We start from the raw sequence: 14,289 nt of genomic DNA on the forward strand, positions 1-14,289 counted from the left end.
TTTTTTCGTGAGGATACATTTTATCCGAGGGGTGACATGAGTACAAGCATATTAAGCAGAATTTCATTTATTAGTAATAAGTTGTTTGAAGCAAGAAAGGTTCTTGTCTTAGGGAGGGTATGATTTGTGAATTATTGCGGTCCTGCAGGTGAGGATGAATTTCAAAAAAAATGTTCATGTTCAGTTCCTTTAAGCTGCGGCGGCATTCCGTGTGTATGTCCAACTGGCCCAACTGGCCCAACCGGAGCGACTGGGGCAACCGGCCCAACGGGTGAAACTGGAGCGACAGGTCCAACTGGCCCAACTGGGGCAACCGGAGCAACAGGAGTAACTGGCCCAACCGGGCCAACCGGAGCGACTGGAGCAACCGGAGCGACTGGGACAACCGGGGCAACCGGAGCAACTGGCCCAACCGGAGCAACAGGAGCAACAGGAGCAACCGGAGCAACAGGAGCAACAGGAGCAACAGGAGCAACAGGAGCAACAGGAGCAACAGGAGCAACCGGAGCAACAGGTCCAACTGGGGCAACCGGAGCGACTGGAGCAACTGGTCCAACTGGAGCAACCGGAGCAACAGGTCCAACTGGGGCAACCGGGCCAACAGGGCCAACTGGAGCAACCGGCCCAACTGGCCCAACCGGTGCGACTGGACCGAATTTTGCGACGAATGGATTTTCGGCATTCCTGTCTACGTTATCCATTGCAACAAGTACACAGCTTACGAATTGGTCAACGACTAGTCCGTATTATGGAAGTGCGAATTTTAACGCTGTGACAGGCAACTTCACGGCGCCGACAACAGGAAGATACACGATTCTAGCAACGATTAACTACGCTACAACTGCAGCTGTCAGCGTGAGTATAGGTGCTGGGGTCAATCCTTTTTTTGCCGTGCAGCGAACATCTCCTTCTGCCTTCAATTTGGTGAGCGGTTATCTACCTATTTTAAATGTTAACGTAGTATTAGTCTTAACTTTGCGCGCGGTATTGGGAACCGGTGAAATTACGTTGGCTGGGGATGTTATATTGACGGCAGGTGATGTTGTTGGTTTATTCTATAATGCTGCGGGATTAGCAATTACGATTAATATAGGCAATGCTGCGGCTGGCGTAGTCTGGTCGATACACCAGATTGCCTAGTCTCACATATTGAAATAAATCGAAAACATGTATAACCATTAAGGGGGAACATTCATCTAATATAAGTATGCACTAGGAATTGGCATTTTGAGGGAGGAGGAGGCGATGATCAAGAAGAAGCGCAGCGCGAGGAAAAAGGTTGTAGAGCTGACTATCGTTCACAAGACATCGTCTTCTTGCTTATCCTTAAACAAAGGGAGAGTTAGCAGGCCAAAGCAGAAAAAGCGGTCTTATCGTCAATCGATGACGAGTATCACACATCCCGTTCTACCTTCTTCTCGCAGCCGCTTTCCAACCAATAAGTCAAAGCCTGAGTGGAGCTCAAATCCAAAACTATATAAGTCAATGGTGAGACCTTGTCCACCGCCCAAGCACCACCATTGCCATCCTCCACCTCCACCAGCCTCGGTGACAACGATCAATAAAGAATGCTGCGGAAATATACTTCTTCAAGGCAATCAGCCCGGATTTCGGATATGGGAGATGGATGTGGATTCTAAGATTGAAGTGGCTCAGATCAGCATATATTCGAGCTCGAGCAGCACCCAGGCACTAGAGGTTGACATTGAAACCGATGACGTCGATAACAAAAGGCTGAGTATTCCTCCGGGTAGTACCATTAATTTTATAGGCCAAAGTGTCAAAGCAATTAGCATTTCTTCGCTGGGGGATGAAATGGGGTATGTAGAAGGCAAGTACGTCATCTCCACGACTATCCAAATCCAATCTGATCATTCCTGCTGCGATCATGAATAAGGTGGTATCTCACGGTTAAGTGAAAAACCACCTTACATGTTGCGGTATATTTTACATACTGTATCGTACGGTTATACAAAATTCTCCACTTGCCGCTGCTGTTGTTGTAATCGTAATCGTATCGAACCGCCCAACTGTAAATGAGGAGCTGCCTCCTGCTGGTACCGTGATAGCGGTCATGACGGGAGCAGCTGAACGGAGAAAGGCAACCGTAATGGCAGCGGTCCCCGTTTCATTTTTGATATATCCAGTACCGCTAATCAGAGTTGCCATATTATCCGTATAAACAATGGTTGTACCTGCTGCGGTCATCAACCAATTCGTACATACTTTATCCTGCACGTAGGTTTTGTCTGAACAACAACTAAGAGCTGTGTTACTACAAGAGCACATAATGAGTACCTCCTTTAGGTGTCAAATGGCATTATTGAATCGAATAACGAGTTGTGATACAAAATTCGCCCTGATATAAACCCGCGTCTGTGCCATCCAGTGTTATCTGTATAGTGGCGAAGCGTTGGTAAGTAAAAGCCAGACTTGTTCCAGGTGCAATGGAAACGGGAGCCGTTAAGATGGAAGCCCCAGCGCTGTTCAATACATCTAACGTTATAGCGGCAGGTCCGGTGTCAAATTTCACATATCCTGTGCCAATGAGGTTGGGATTAATATTATTCGTGTAAACGACAATGTCTACATCCGTGGCAACTACTGTGCCCGTCCATGGTGCACATACTTTATCCTGAACGAAATTTTTCTCTGAACAGCAAGTTAGCGCAGCTGCGGAATTATCACATGCCATAGTTAAGAAAACCTCCTCCGTTTCTTTGTTTCTAAACTATTTAATGCAGGCAATTACCCTGACGCTTGGACATCTGCCTGATTGCCGAATATTTAATATGACGCACATGTCCGTAGTGATTCGCACATTTTTTAAAAACCACTTGCATAACGAATACGTGTTCGGTATATAATATGAAAAAACGAATATATGTTCGCATATGGTGGTGAGGACATGAGTAGTACATCAAGAGTAGAGACAGAAGAGGATGTTCAAATGATTAAGGAATACACACTGTTACCGATTTTGCTTGATATGCTCGCAAGAGATATGGAGGAGCTTAAGGTTTATAAAGATAAAATCGTTTATAATCACATTCTTTTCTATCTCAGAGAGGTTGAGATGGGGATTTATCCAGAATTACAACAGTTGAAGAGCAAGATGAAGCAGCGTGAGATTAAGGTAATCCACACGGAAATGAATGCTTTAGGGATCCAAGTTGAATACAAAGTTCGAGGTTACATTCATCATTTCACGATGCTTCGTAGTTTGGTCAAGGCTGAGCTTATGACTATGCTGATGAATATGCGGGGGGAATTGCGATGAGCAAGGGGAACAAGGGTGGGGAACGAACGATCTTCCTGGCCGATTGTCAGAGCTTCTACGCAAGTGTAGAGAAGGCCGATCATCCAGGTCTAGAGAATAAGCCGGTTGCTGTTGCAGGAGACCCTGCGTTAAGATCAGGTATTATATTAGCCGCCTGCCCTGTTGCCAAAGAATATGGTGTAACGACAGCCGAACGGTTGGGCGAAGCGCTGAAGAAGTGCCCTGAGCTGATTGTCATGCGGCCACGGATGCAGCATTATATTAATATTTCGTTGCAAATAACCGAAATTTATCAGGAATTTACGGACCTTGTTGAAATTTTCAGTATCGACGAGCAGTTCCTTGATGTTACAGGGAGCCTGCCACTCTTTGGAGATGCAGAGCAGATAGCGAGAAATTTGCAGTATAAGGTGTTCGAACAAACTGGGGTTAAAGTTCGCGTAGGCATCAGCTCTAATAAAATTTTAGCGAAAATAGCGACGGATATTTGGGCTAAAAAGAATAAGAACGGCATCTTCACGCTGCTTCCGTCTGCTATCGAGGAGCACCTGTGGGAGCAACCTGTCAGCAAAATGTTTGGTGTTGGCTCGCGGATGACGGCGCATTTTGCCAAGTTAGGTATGTACACGATTGGTGAGGTGGCACGAACACCACTGCCGCAGCTGAAGCAGAAATTTCGCGCGCGCTTCGGCAAGCAGTCGGATATTCATGCGGAGGTCATGTGGCGGACGGCAAATGGTTTGGATGACAGTCCGGTTACGCCAGGGACGTTCGATACGCCACCCAAGTCGATCGGCCATATGATGACGTTGCCGAGGGACTATGCGGAATCGTCAGAGGTGAATACGATACTGATGGAATTGACGGAGGAGGTCTGCCGTGACTGTCGACGTAAAGGGTATATGGCCTCTATTGTGACTGTCAGCTGTATGTGTAGCCCCTTTGATGCGCCGACAGGCTTCTCACGCCAGATGAAGATGCCGGACCCAACGAATCATACGGGTACCGTTTTTCAAGCTGTGAAGCAGCTTTTCTATAAATTTTGGGACACGATGCCTGTTCGTCGTGCTGGCGTGATGCTGAGCCAGTTCGTGGATGATGAGACGTATCAGCTCACTCTTTTTGAAGATCAAGTCAAGGCGCGTGAACTGGAGAAAGTGACGGATAGTATTAAAGATCGGTTCGGTAATGCGGCGATTGTTCGTGCGTCTTCTCTGACGGCAGCGGGTCAAGCAAAGACGCGTTCGCTCAAAATTGGAGGCCACTATAAATGAGCAAAAAACTGCAGAATAACGGGTTGTGGGAATCCAGTCGCATGATGCTTCCTCAGCATCGAGAAGCTTTTCAAAACCAACGTCATGACAAACCGCTACCCACAAAACGCCCGACAGCAGATGACATTGGTATTATGAAAGAATCGGTTCTGCTGCCGCATATGCATACGATTGTTTTGCGAAGGGCGCGTGAAGTAGAGCGTTCCTCGGAGATGCTAAGAGCACTCTATTCAAAGGTAGCTCAGGTGCTGGCCAAAAACATGCACGCCGACTTAGCCAAAGTAAAGCGCCATATGCTGGAGAATGACATGCACGTTGCTGAAGAGGAGAAAGACGATCAGATGATCCGTTACCGGTATCGGTGCCGTGAGCATGAGGATCGATTTACGATGACGAGAGACTACATGCGTGCTGAAATTGGTGCGAGAATCGGCCGATATGCCGACAGTTTAGTTACAACGATTTATGGCACGGATCCGCGTGTGAGTGTGTTGGAGATCGAAAAGAACAAAAAATCATGAAGCTGCCTAGCTATCGCTAAGCCTCATGCGGTACAGCCTGAAGAAGAATGGTTCTTCGGGCTGTACGAATTGACGTAAGCCTATCTTTTTTCCATAATGGAGAGAGGAGAATTGGATAACCGTGTGAAGGAGAAGGATGTACACCTATGTGCGGACGCTACACGATTACTGTAACGTTAGAGGAATTGATGCTGCGTTACGATATGTACGATACTTTTATGCCAAGATATAGCCCCAAGTATAATGTTGCGCCCGGACAACAGGTCATGGCTATTATCCATGATGGGCAGCGAAATAAGTTAGGTGAGCTGCGCTGGGGACTCATTCCTGAATGGGCTAAAGAAGAGAAGATCGGCTATCAAATGCTCAATGCGCGCTCAGAAACCTTGGCGGACAAGCCTGCCTTCCGCAAGCCATTTGAGCGTAAACGCTGTCTCATCCCAGCAGATTCTTTCTATGACTGGAAAGGAACCGGCAAGCATAAGCAGCCGATGCGTATTATGCTGCGCAGCAGAGAGCTTTTCAGCATGGCGGGGCTGTACGACACATGGACGTCGCCGGACGGCAACCGCATCTCGACGTGTACGGTCATCACGACCGAGTCCAACGAGATGATGAAGGATATTCATGACCGGATGCCGGTCATTTTGCCACGGGAGAAGGAAGCTGTGTGGTTAGATCGGGGTGTGAAGAATGTGGAGCAGCTGCGTCCCTTGTTGCAACCCTATCCTTCAGAGTTAATGATGGCGTACCCGGTATCTAATCGCGTGGGGAATGTGCGCAATGATGATGAGCTATGCATAGAGCCGATAAGTCTTTTGATTTAAAAGGTAGGGGTAGTAGAAAAGAGGAGCGTCAAGAAACATGAGAAATGGTATGGTACTAAGAGTTATACTTATACTCGCGATTGTAGTGGGGATTAACGGCTATATTGGCTGGCACCTGAAGGTTTTTCTATCGCATGTAGGGGGTACTTCGTTTCACCCTGGGTTGTATTGGATTGTGTTTTGGCTAGTCGCTTTATCTTATTTAATAGCGTGGTTTGGATCGCGAGTACTGCCTTCAAGTGTATCTAGGCTATTTAAAATCATCGGTTCCTACTGGTTTGCTCTCATCCAATTCGGTGTGCTCCTTCTACCGTTGACTGACTTGGTGATTGCTGTGCTTCATTTCGCTTCTGTTTCGTCAGCGACCTATGTGCCGATTTTGGGATGGATTGACGTTGTTGTTGTGCTGGCACTTCTGCTGTGGGGCTCCTATAATGCACGCACGCCGGTTGTACGCAAGCATGAGATTACGATTTCGAAGCAAGCGGGAGATTGGAAAGAACTTCGGGTTGCAGTGGCCTCGGACATTCATTTGGGCGCCATCGTCGGCAATCGTCATTTACGCAAGCTGGTTAAGCAGGTGAAAGCGATGAAGCCTGATTTAATTTTGCTGCCTGGCGACGTCATAGATGATGATATTAAACCTTTTATTCGGTATCAAATGGGACAAACCATGCAAGAGCTGCAGGCGCCGTTAGGCGTGTATGCCGTGCTTGGCAACCATGAATACCATGGCGGGCATATTCCAGCTTTTGTGGAACAAATGGAACAAATCGGCATTCGCGTGCTGATGGATGAAGTTGTTCATATTGAAGAACGCCTATATCTCGTGGGGCGTAAAGATAAAGCAGCGGAACATGCGGCTGGAGGACGTAAGCCCTTAGTCTCCTTGATCGAGGGGATCGATCTTGCGCAGCCGATTATTGTCATGGACCATCAACCATACCAGTTAGATGTAGCAGCGGCAGCAGGTATCGATGTGAATCTGTCAGGACATACGCATCGTGGTCAAATAACGCCGAATCATCTATTCACTAGGCGGATTTTTGAACTAGATTGGGGCTATCTGCGTAAAGGAAATCTCCATGCCATTGTGTCTTCGGGCTTCGGCACTTGGGGGCCGCCAATACGATTAGGCAGTCAATCTGAAATTATTGAACTGATTATTCATTTTACAAGTAACGATAGAGAAGAGGATTAACACGAATGCAAGAGTTAGAGAAGAAACAAATTACCCCTGTGGAGCTGGCGGCAGCGATGATGCAGCTTACCATGAAAAGTATAGAAAATAGCTGGGATACCCTACAGCCGGCAATACTAGCTTACTTGTCTCCTCCCGTGTTAACGATGGCGAAGGAAGATGAATTGGTTAGAGAAGCCTATCTAGCTGCATTGGCGCTGGAAATCTACTGCATTCCTCACGCTTTTGAAGAGGAAACGGCACGTCTAGTAAGTCTAGGCATGGGCCAAGTGATGGCTTCTGACAATTTAGCGGAGCATCGTTTATCAGAATCGATTACACAGTACTACCTGCCGCGATTGGCTGCTATAGCTGAAGATGAGCCTGAAGATTTGGCGCTTGAGCTTGTCCGAGAGGGAGCAAGAATCCTCTACGAGCGCATCGAGCTTCCATTGAAGCCTGCGGATCCAGATACTAGTTTGTTATGGGCGAGACTTTTCCCCTTTTTAGCTGGCATTGTTGGGAAATGGCCGATCTTAGCCACGAAATTTGAAGTGCAGACAGAGCAGTAAGGGGTGTAATTCGCCCGAAAGAGTGGAGGAGAACAGCACGAATGTCGAACAACCGAGTTCACGTATATGTCTTATCTGGATTTCTGGGGAGTGGTAAAACGACCTTACTCACCAAGGCCATCGATTATTTCACCGAAGCGGGGCGCAAGCCTGCTGTGATTATGAATGAAATTGGCGAAGTAAACTTGGACGGACAGTTAATAGCCAATGAGGTACCTATGTCTGAGCTGCTCGGCGGATGCATATGCTGTTCGAGTCGCGGCGATCTTGGCGCCGCATTGAATGAATTAGTGACGGGGGAGCAGCCAGATTTGATTTTTGTCGAATCGACGGGGATAGCGAATCCCATGGAGGTCATTGATGAGATAACAGATGCTTCGCTTCTGCTTCCGATCGAGCTTTCAGCCATTATTACAGTTGTGGATGCACCGCAGCTGCTCGAGTTAAACCGTACAAGTCGCGGCAAAACCTTTCGGCTTATGCGGGATCAAATTCGTTGTGCGAACTTGCTCTTGCTCAACAAGACGGACCTGCTGCAAGAATCGACGCTTCAAGAAGTCCATGATCTTGTACGGGAATGGAATCCGTATGCGGAAATGCACTATACCGTATTTAGTCAGATCGATATCAAGCTCATTGAAGATATGCACACGGGGGAGTCTGGCAGGGCAGCAGAGCAAGTTGATACCAATGACGAGGCGCAGCCGCACAGCCACGAGCATCACCATTCCCATAACCATGTGATGGCGTATACACACTTTTTTGAACGGGCCGTAGATAGCAACGCATTTGAAGAATTCGTCAGTAAACTTCCACAGGAAGTGTATCGTGCCAAAGGGATTCTAAGCTTCTCGGATACATCTAGCCGATTCTTATTCCAATATGCGTACAGAGAAATGGATTTTGTAAAAATAACGCCGAAAGGCGACGTGCCAGACGTGGCTGTCTTCATTGGGGAAAACTTCGCCAAGGATGCGATTCGGGCGGAATTGCTGAGATTAGAAGCTATGCCTGATTCAGGGCAAAATAACGAGCAGGAGCAAGGAAATCCTCAACAATAGGTTGAGGATTTTTTCGCGGGACAGATTTCGTCATCGTTCTACACTTGACGCAAGTGGTCTATTTGCTGCACTATAATAGAAGAACTTCAACACAGAGGGGTAATGCACGTGAGTAAGCATACGGATACGATCGATGAGATGCTAAGAGCGATGTCGCAGAAGGGCTGGCGAATTACAGAGCAGCGCAGAAGCTTAGCGACCCTATTTGCAGAATCGGGTAGTTATTTATCGCCGAAGGATGTTTATGAACATATGAAAATGAAATATCCAGGCATAAGCTTCGATACGGTGTATCGTAATCTCCGCTTGTTGAGCGAGATGGGTGTTCTGGAGCAATTTCATTTGGCGGATGGCTTGAAGTTCAAAGCGAGCTGCTTGTCACACCATCATCATCACATGATTTGTGTCAGCTGTGAGAAGACTGTGACCTTTGAGTTCTGTCCAATGAAGCTTGTGCAGGATTTGCCGGAAAGCTTTGAGATTCAAAGCCATCGGTTTGAAATATTTGGCTATTGTGCGGATTGTAAATCAGCCATGCCTGCCGCTCAGGTGAGCGAGTAGGTTGGCGCTACATGCGCATCGAAAAAAAGCAGTCCGCGGGAGTATACCTAGCGAGGCTGCTTTTTTTGGTTTAGAAGCTATCTGCTTTTGGTAACGTGGAGCAGCTCAGGGACTGTGACGAACGTGTAGCCCGAAGCTTTAAGTTTGCTTATTAACGGACCAATAGCTTGTACCGTCCCTGATAAATCTTGACTGTCAGCCCCTCCAGAATGCTGAAGAATAATGGAGCCAGGCTTGGTCTGCTGCATGATATTGTGAAGGACTTGATCGGAACTCAAGGATTTCCAATCGAGAGAGTCGACATTCCAGTTCACAATTAAATAGTGATGCTCAGCCATCCATTTCACTTGTTCCTCATTGATTGCCCCGTAAGGAGGACGGATCAATCGAGGTGAGTAACCAATGAGGCCCTGCAACACATGTTCGGTGCGCTCAATTTGATTTTGAAATTTATCCACAGAGAGCTTAGGCAGATTTTCATGACTGTACGAATGATTGCCAATGACATGGCCTTCATTTGCGATTCGTTTAATGATATCGGGATGGATTGTAGCCATAGAACCTAGTACAAAAAAAGTTGCCTTCACTTGATTCGCTTTCAAGGCATCTAGCACTTTTGGTGTAAACCGCGTATCAGGTCCATCGTCAAAAGTTAAAGCGATTTTCTTCTCTTGACTGGAGCCGCGGAGCTTGAATGTTTCTGGGTATTTAACAACGAGTTGCGAGAGCGTTAGTTTTTTTTGAGCAATACGGATTTGCCCTTGGTTTTTCTGAACAGGTACGGAAGGTCTTTTGGATGCTTCGGTTTGTGTTGCTGGCTTTCTCGAACTGATCTTAGGTTTCGAGCTCGGCGTTACTGTGGAACGTGGTGCTTGTGAAGGCGTTGCTGATGCGGACGGTACCGTAGAAGCGGAGGGCGTGCTTACGGGTAGCAGCGCACTAATCCGCTTCTTAGGATTTGCAGTATTTGCAACTGAACCTGTAACGAAATGGGACTCCTCGAAGTCCTTGCTAGCCTCAGTGGATGTCTGGGTGACATGTGGAGAGGCGTGATGGGCCGAGCTCTGATCTGGAAAAGGCTTTGAAAAAGGCGCACCGCAGCTAGTTACAAGCAGGCAAACGATGCTAAAGGACCAAAGCCGTTTGGTCATGGCAATCCCCTCCGAGCTTTATGACTATGCTCTAGGTTTTGTTAGGGAGAGCAATGTTATCCCGTGCAAATAACGGAAATAGTAAAAGTAGAAATACTCTCGTCAAGATGGGCGCTGCACGAAGTGAAATTATTTATGAGATGATTTTCTGAAACGTAACGATATCGTGGAATTGTCCCCATTTGAAACCGACCTCACGATAGTACGCACATTGCTGGTAGCCATTACGGGTGAACATGTGAATGCTAGCGGAATTATCCGCACAAACCGTCGCTATTAGCGAGTGAAAGCCGCGCTCTTTGGCGAAAGTTTCGATATATTGAATAGAGGCAGAACCTGTGCCTTTACCGACATAAGTAGGATGAAGATAGATCGTCACTTCACCGGTCGTATCATAGGCTTGCTTCTTTTTATGTGGCATTATTTGCACATAGCCTTGTGGCATCTCATTTTGCATAATGACATAGGTCTGATATCGCGGGTTGGCGTGGATGACACTTTCAGTGAATTCGGACAGCTTAACAGGCTCGGTGTGGAAAGAGTAAGTTGTTTGAAGAACGAAGTGATTATAAATTTCCATCATAAAGGGAATATCGGACGTTTCTAATGGTTTAAATAGTAGGGCAGACATGATGTGGGCACCTCGCTTAAGATTAGAAGACAAATGTCAGGATATGTTCCACGAGAATAGTGAGGTACCTGCTTGCAAATGACAAATTCAATAGACATTCCGTCCCAATCCATGTATCTTAGATATAATATCTACTAGAATTAGGGGGAGTCACAGCCATATGTCAGACAATGTAAGCTATATTCTCGTAATCGTCATTGGTATTATCGTACTTGCTGGTCTGACTTACATGAATCTTCGCAAAATAAGTAAATCGACAGCGGATTTGACACAGCTCAAAAAAAGAACGCTACTTTGGACCGAAATTTCCCTTGCCTTATTCGTTGTACAAATGTTTTTCCGTGACCGGAATGGTGGATTCCTGATATTCTTTGGGATACTAACCTTATTCACAGGGGCGCATTACTTAGGCATTTTATATTATACACGCAAAAGAAACCGTTAAAAAATGAAGAGGCTCTCCACGTAGATGACCTACGAAGGGGAGCCTCTATATTGTTTTCAAGGCAAAATAAGCTAGACGTACCTTCTAATCATTCCAACTCGTCGGCTTTGTTTTCGTCGGACTTTTCCATTTCTGGTACCATTTCTTCTTCTGCTTCTGGCCCATCAATGTTCGCAACTGTAGCATGACAAGCTTAGCGCGGTCTTCATCGGCATATTTGTCACGCAGATTCTCAAATACAGGTTGATCTTTCATGGCTGACCTTCTTTTCTGGCTGTAGGATTGTCAAATATAGGGAATGTATGTTCTTGTTTTGATTATAGCATAAAATGGAAGAGGGGATCAAGCCTAGCAGAAGGAGAGTATGCTCTAAGTGTGGAATGTAACTATATAGCCAAATTCAACGATGGTTCGACAAACTAGTCCTAAAGAGTACAATTTCCTAACGAGGTGAACAATGAAAAAGTTTATTCTATTTTTATTAATGCTCTCTATCCCTTTCGGAGTTGCTGGCGCTGCCACTGTTAATGGAGATTTCGAAGGGAATCCCATCGTACAAGTAACATCTAATGGACAAGTGTTGAAAGTCGATGAACTACCTGCCATGATTTATAAAGATCACACCGTAGTTCCCCTGTCTATGTTGCGACAACTTGGGGTACTCGTAACTTGGAATCCCAGTACATATAGTGTCAATGTGACAATGCCGCAATCTCCAGCAGCGACAGTGCAAGTAGATCCTGCAAAAATAGAATATGAACGCTTGCTGCATGCCTATCAATGGCTAAAGGATACAGATACGGCATTACTAACCTTCTCACAACAAATTCAGCTCTATGCTAATTTAACGAATGGCAGTGAGTTTGCGAATCAACTGAATGTGGATTTTGACGATTTAACGAAACAATACAATGAGGCCATCCAAATGGCACATCAACTTATTCAAACCGTGAGTAACTCGGATGATCTTCTATCTATTATTAAGAGTGAGGGTGCCGCATTTAGCAATGTCCAACAAACAAAGAATTTGCTATCTTTCAAACTTAATGGAATTAGTTTGCCTGAATTCGAGAAACAATTTCCTATCAGTCTGCTTAATGCTACACGTATGGCACAAAAAAACTTGAACAACACAAATGTAATTATTCATCAGCTGCAGCTTAAGCATGAAGTTTTGCCAGATAAAAATTCCGCGAAAACCGCGGTTAAGATGTAATGAAAGAAAAGCGACGTATGGTGGGAGAAGTGACTGGAAACATAGTTTCATGCGATGAAGCTACTAATACTGTACGAATGAGGCACTCACATTTATGTGGGTGCTATTTTATTTTGTTGCTGACAACGATGGCAGTAAAAATAAATGACCAGTTAAAATCTTCATCTAAATATGCTACAATGTCGGTATCAGAGTAAAGCGTTTACTTTTCGCATGCATTCTTATTTATTTGTCGCTCTTAAACCCCGATGTTGATTTAAAGTACATGAAAATTAAAAAGCAGTGAAAGAATCTAGATTAACGTTGAGGGGTTAATTGGTGATATGAGTGCGGATAAAATTCTCTTACATGATGCGTTGACAAATCAACCATTTGGAATTATTGGATACGAAGTATTGAATGAAGATCAGATATTCGTTGAATATGCTAACAAGTATGGATTGAGGGTGGCAATTCGTGATCTTAAGATAGATCGATCGGAACGGGTGAGATTAATCAAACTCATGAGAAGTGGACGAGGCAAATGAGCAAAAGTTCTTAGGATTCCTGAACTGTCAGGAGTCCTATTTCTGTTATTTTTGAAGCCATAGCTTAGAGGATTTTTTAGTTCAGTTTATTAGCCGAATATATCAAAAAGTTGCTGCCCCAAAAGACATTAAATGATGCAACTACTTTAAATAAGGTTACGGGAAAGCGCTAATCCGAGCTAATGGACGACCAGCTGAACAATAACGTTATGCGATAATAATTCTTTGAACATACTCACTTAACACCTCCGAAATTATTTGAAAATGTAAATATTTGTTCCTGATATGTGGTGTTTAAAATTTATTTAGTTTTTTTATTGTGCATCCCATGTAAATAATGAAACAATTTTATTGCGGAAAAAATCATGAATTACCTAATTACAAGATTTTAAAATGGTCGTTTGAATTAGTAATTTCAATATAATCAATTTTATCTCTATGAACCGAGTACTTTTTAGTCGACTTAGTAATCTCAGGTGTGTCAGCCAAAACAAGAAATTTCACATTTGATGAATTGAAGATGTATAAGTTCCGTAACTCAATTCCACTAGATAGTCTTATATTTACACGTTCTGTAGTTTGTGAAATTTTCCTGATATTTGAAAAAGCAGGCGATAGATAAGCTCTAAGAACACAATAAAACAAGATAAACATAATAGTGAAAAAATAAAATAAAGTTGCTTTGTATTTATATAATTCTATCATCACAAAAAATGAATAATTTTGATTTAAAGAGTACGTTTGATTAATCAAAGACACAGTTGATTTCAAAAAAATGATATAAGATATAATAATTAAAATTGAGTGTATTAAAGAAATAAATAGTGAGTATAGTTTTATTTTTTTAAAGCATTTTATGAACCATTTATTAATAAATAGCTGTACTCTCCCGGTAGGAGAATAGAAAGAATTTAAATTTAAGATAAATGTTACAATAAAAAAATAGAACAAAGTTTCAAAACTAAGAAATGAAATATTTGGGTACATCGCAAACGCTAAAATACTTAAAATAAAAAACAAAAAAATTTCTCTCAATAGTATTC

The 14,289-nt window shown here is 44.4% G+C and carries 17 protein-coding genes; 12 read left to right on the forward strand and 5 right to left on the reverse strand.

What is annotated here, in order from left to right; genetic code table 11:
* Nucleotides 1-126: 126 nt before the first annotated feature.
* Nucleotides 127-1,140, forward strand: coding sequence for a collagen-like triple helix repeat-containing protein (locus AC58QT_RS02520; RefSeq protein WP_497407555.1), 1,014 nt, complete (start codon nt 127-129; stop codon nt 1,138-1,140).
* A gap of 105 nt (nt 1,141-1,245) precedes the next feature.
* Nucleotides 1,246-1,896 (forward strand): S-Ena type endospore appendage, encoded by a 651-nt coding sequence (locus AC58QT_RS02525; protein WP_497407556.1) that lies wholly within the window; start codon nt 1,246-1,248, stop codon nt 1,894-1,896.
* A gap of 51 nt (nt 1,897-1,947) precedes the next feature.
* Here the strand turns inward: AC58QT_RS02525 and AC58QT_RS02530 are convergent, their stop codons facing one another.
* Nucleotides 1,948-2,289, reverse strand: coding sequence for a DUF3992 domain-containing protein (locus tag AC58QT_RS02530; RefSeq protein ID WP_497407557.1), 342 nt, complete (start codon nt 2,287-2,289; stop codon nt 1,948-1,950).
* Nucleotides 2,290-2,320: 31 nt separating this feature from the next.
* Nucleotides 2,321-2,695, reverse strand: coding sequence for a DUF3992 domain-containing protein (locus AC58QT_RS02535; protein ID WP_310500366.1), 375 nt, complete (start codon nt 2,693-2,695; stop codon nt 2,321-2,323).
* Between the two features lie 213 nt (nt 2,696-2,908).
* Here AC58QT_RS02535 and AC58QT_RS02540 point away from each other — a divergent pair, with 213 nt between their 5' ends.
* From AC58QT_RS02540 to AC58QT_RS02575, 8 genes are all read left to right on the forward strand, one after another.
* Nucleotides 2,909-3,280, forward strand: coding sequence for a YhjD family protein (locus AC58QT_RS02540; RefSeq protein ID WP_310500365.1), 372 nt, complete (start codon nt 2,909-2,911; stop codon nt 3,278-3,280).
* Nucleotides 3,277-4,554, forward strand: a complete 1,278-nt coding sequence (locus AC58QT_RS02545; protein ID WP_497407558.1) for a DNA polymerase IV — start codon at nt 3,277-3,279, stop codon at nt 4,552-4,554. Before AC58QT_RS02540 ends, AC58QT_RS02545 begins: the two co-directional genes overlap by 4 nt.
* The gene (locus AC58QT_RS02550; protein WP_497407559.1) at nt 4,551-5,075 is read left to right on the forward strand and encodes a YhjD family protein; all 525 of its coding nucleotides are present in this window, start codon (nt 4,551-4,553) and stop codon (nt 5,073-5,075) included. The genes AC58QT_RS02545 and AC58QT_RS02550 overlap by 4 nt, the downstream gene beginning before the upstream one ends.
* Before the next feature lie 146 nt (nt 5,076-5,221).
* Nucleotides 5,222-5,902: an SOS response-associated peptidase gene (locus tag AC58QT_RS02555; RefSeq protein ID WP_497407560.1), complete on the forward strand. Its 681-nt coding sequence runs from the start codon at nt 5,222-5,224 to the stop codon at nt 5,900-5,902.
* Nucleotides 5,903-5,939: 37 nt separating this feature from the next.
* On the forward strand, nt 5,940-7,103 hold the full coding sequence (locus AC58QT_RS02560; RefSeq protein ID WP_497407561.1) for a metallophosphoesterase: 1,164 nt from the start codon (nt 5,940-5,942) through the stop codon (nt 7,101-7,103).
* Nucleotides 7,104-7,108: 5 nt separating this feature from the next.
* Nucleotides 7,109-7,654 carry a hypothetical protein gene (locus AC58QT_RS02565; RefSeq protein ID WP_497407562.1) on the forward strand — a complete coding sequence of 182 codons (546 nt, stop codon included), beginning with the start codon at nt 7,109-7,111 and terminating at the stop codon, nt 7,652-7,654.
* Nucleotides 7,655-7,695: 41 nt separating this feature from the next.
* Nucleotides 7,696-8,715: a CobW family GTP-binding protein gene (locus tag AC58QT_RS02570; protein ID WP_497407563.1), complete on the forward strand. Its 1,020-nt coding sequence runs from the start codon at nt 7,696-7,698 to the stop codon at nt 8,713-8,715.
* Between the two features lie 138 nt (nt 8,716-8,853).
* Nucleotides 8,854-9,276 carry a Fur family transcriptional regulator gene (locus AC58QT_RS02575; RefSeq protein WP_497408076.1) on the forward strand — a complete coding sequence of 141 codons (423 nt, stop codon included), beginning with the start codon at nt 8,854-8,856 and terminating at the stop codon, nt 9,274-9,276.
* 77 nt (nt 9,277-9,353) lie between these two features.
* Here AC58QT_RS02575 and AC58QT_RS02580 read toward each other — a convergent pair whose 3' ends face one another.
* On the reverse strand, nt 9,354-10,427 hold the full coding sequence (locus AC58QT_RS02580; protein WP_497407564.1) for a polysaccharide deacetylase family protein: 1,074 nt from the start codon (nt 10,425-10,427) through the stop codon (nt 9,354-9,356).
* A 133-nt stretch (nt 10,428-10,560) separates the two neighbouring features.
* Nucleotides 10,561-11,058: a GNAT family N-acetyltransferase gene (locus AC58QT_RS02585; RefSeq protein ID WP_497407565.1), complete on the reverse strand. Its 498-nt coding sequence runs from the start codon at nt 11,056-11,058 to the stop codon at nt 10,561-10,563.
* Between the two features lie 160 nt (nt 11,059-11,218).
* On the opposite strand from AC58QT_RS02585, the gene AC58QT_RS02590 reads away from it, so the two are divergent.
* A complete protein-coding gene (locus AC58QT_RS02590) occupies nt 11,219-11,503 on the forward strand; it encodes a hypothetical protein (protein WP_497286472.1) in 285 nt (94 codons plus the stop codon).
* Between the two features lie 84 nt (nt 11,504-11,587).
* On the opposite strand, the gene AC58QT_RS02595 is transcribed toward AC58QT_RS02590, so the two are convergent.
* Nucleotides 11,588-11,758 (reverse strand): hypothetical protein, encoded by a 171-nt coding sequence (locus AC58QT_RS02595; protein WP_497407566.1) that lies wholly within the window; start codon nt 11,756-11,758, stop codon nt 11,588-11,590.
* A 202-nt stretch (nt 11,759-11,960) separates the two neighbouring features.
* Here AC58QT_RS02595 and AC58QT_RS02600 point away from each other — a divergent pair, with 202 nt between their 5' ends.
* Nucleotides 11,961-12,719, forward strand: a complete 759-nt coding sequence (locus AC58QT_RS02600; RefSeq protein WP_497407567.1) for a stalk domain-containing protein — start codon at nt 11,961-11,963, stop codon at nt 12,717-12,719.
* Nucleotides 12,720-14,289: the final 1,570 nt, after the last annotated feature.

Source organism: Paenibacillus sp. J31R109 (assembly GCF_059692055.1).

Excerpts from the sequence above, each read along its gene's own strand:
- AC58QT_RS02525 (WP_497407556.1), top strand. The coding sequence starts at position 1,246 with ATGATCAAGAAGAAGCGCAGCGCGAGGAAAAAGGTTGTAGAGCTGACT.
- AC58QT_RS02530 (WP_497407557.1), bottom strand. The coding sequence starts at position 2,289 with ATGTGCTCTTGTAGTAACACAGCTCTTAGTTGTTGTTCAGACAAAACC.
- AC58QT_RS02535 (WP_310500366.1), bottom strand. The coding sequence starts at position 2,695 with ATGGCATGTGATAATTCCGCAGCTGCGCTAACTTGCTGTTCAGAGAAA.
- AC58QT_RS02540 (WP_310500365.1), top strand. The coding sequence starts at position 2,909 with ATGAGTAGTACATCAAGAGTAGAGACAGAAGAGGATGTTCAAATGATT.
- AC58QT_RS02545 (WP_497407558.1), top strand. The coding sequence starts at position 3,277 with ATGAGCAAGGGGAACAAGGGTGGGGAACGAACGATCTTCCTGGCCGAT.
- AC58QT_RS02550 (WP_497407559.1), top strand. The coding sequence starts at position 4,551 with ATGAGCAAAAAACTGCAGAATAACGGGTTGTGGGAATCCAGTCGCATG.
- AC58QT_RS02555 (WP_497407560.1), top strand. The coding sequence starts at position 5,222 with ATGTGCGGACGCTACACGATTACTGTAACGTTAGAGGAATTGATGCTG.
- AC58QT_RS02560 (WP_497407561.1), top strand. The coding sequence starts at position 5,940 with ATGAGAAATGGTATGGTACTAAGAGTTATACTTATACTCGCGATTGTA.
- AC58QT_RS02565 (WP_497407562.1), top strand. The coding sequence starts at position 7,109 with ATGCAAGAGTTAGAGAAGAAACAAATTACCCCTGTGGAGCTGGCGGCA.
- AC58QT_RS02570 (WP_497407563.1), top strand. The coding sequence starts at position 7,696 with ATGTCGAACAACCGAGTTCACGTATATGTCTTATCTGGATTTCTGGGG.
- AC58QT_RS02575 (WP_497408076.1), top strand. The coding sequence starts at position 8,854 with ATGCTAAGAGCGATGTCGCAGAAGGGCTGGCGAATTACAGAGCAGCGC.
- AC58QT_RS02580 (WP_497407564.1), bottom strand. The coding sequence starts at position 10,427 with ATGACCAAACGGCTTTGGTCCTTTAGCATCGTTTGCCTGCTTGTAACT.
- AC58QT_RS02585 (WP_497407565.1), bottom strand. The coding sequence starts at position 11,058 with ATGTCTGCCCTACTATTTAAACCATTAGAAACGTCCGATATTCCCTTT.
- AC58QT_RS02590 (WP_497286472.1), top strand. The coding sequence starts at position 11,219 with ATGTCAGACAATGTAAGCTATATTCTCGTAATCGTCATTGGTATTATC.
- AC58QT_RS02595 (WP_497407566.1), bottom strand. The coding sequence starts at position 11,758 with ATGAAAGATCAACCTGTATTTGAGAATCTGCGTGACAAATATGCCGAT.
- AC58QT_RS02600 (WP_497407567.1), top strand. The coding sequence starts at position 11,961 with ATGAAAAAGTTTATTCTATTTTTATTAATGCTCTCTATCCCTTTCGGA.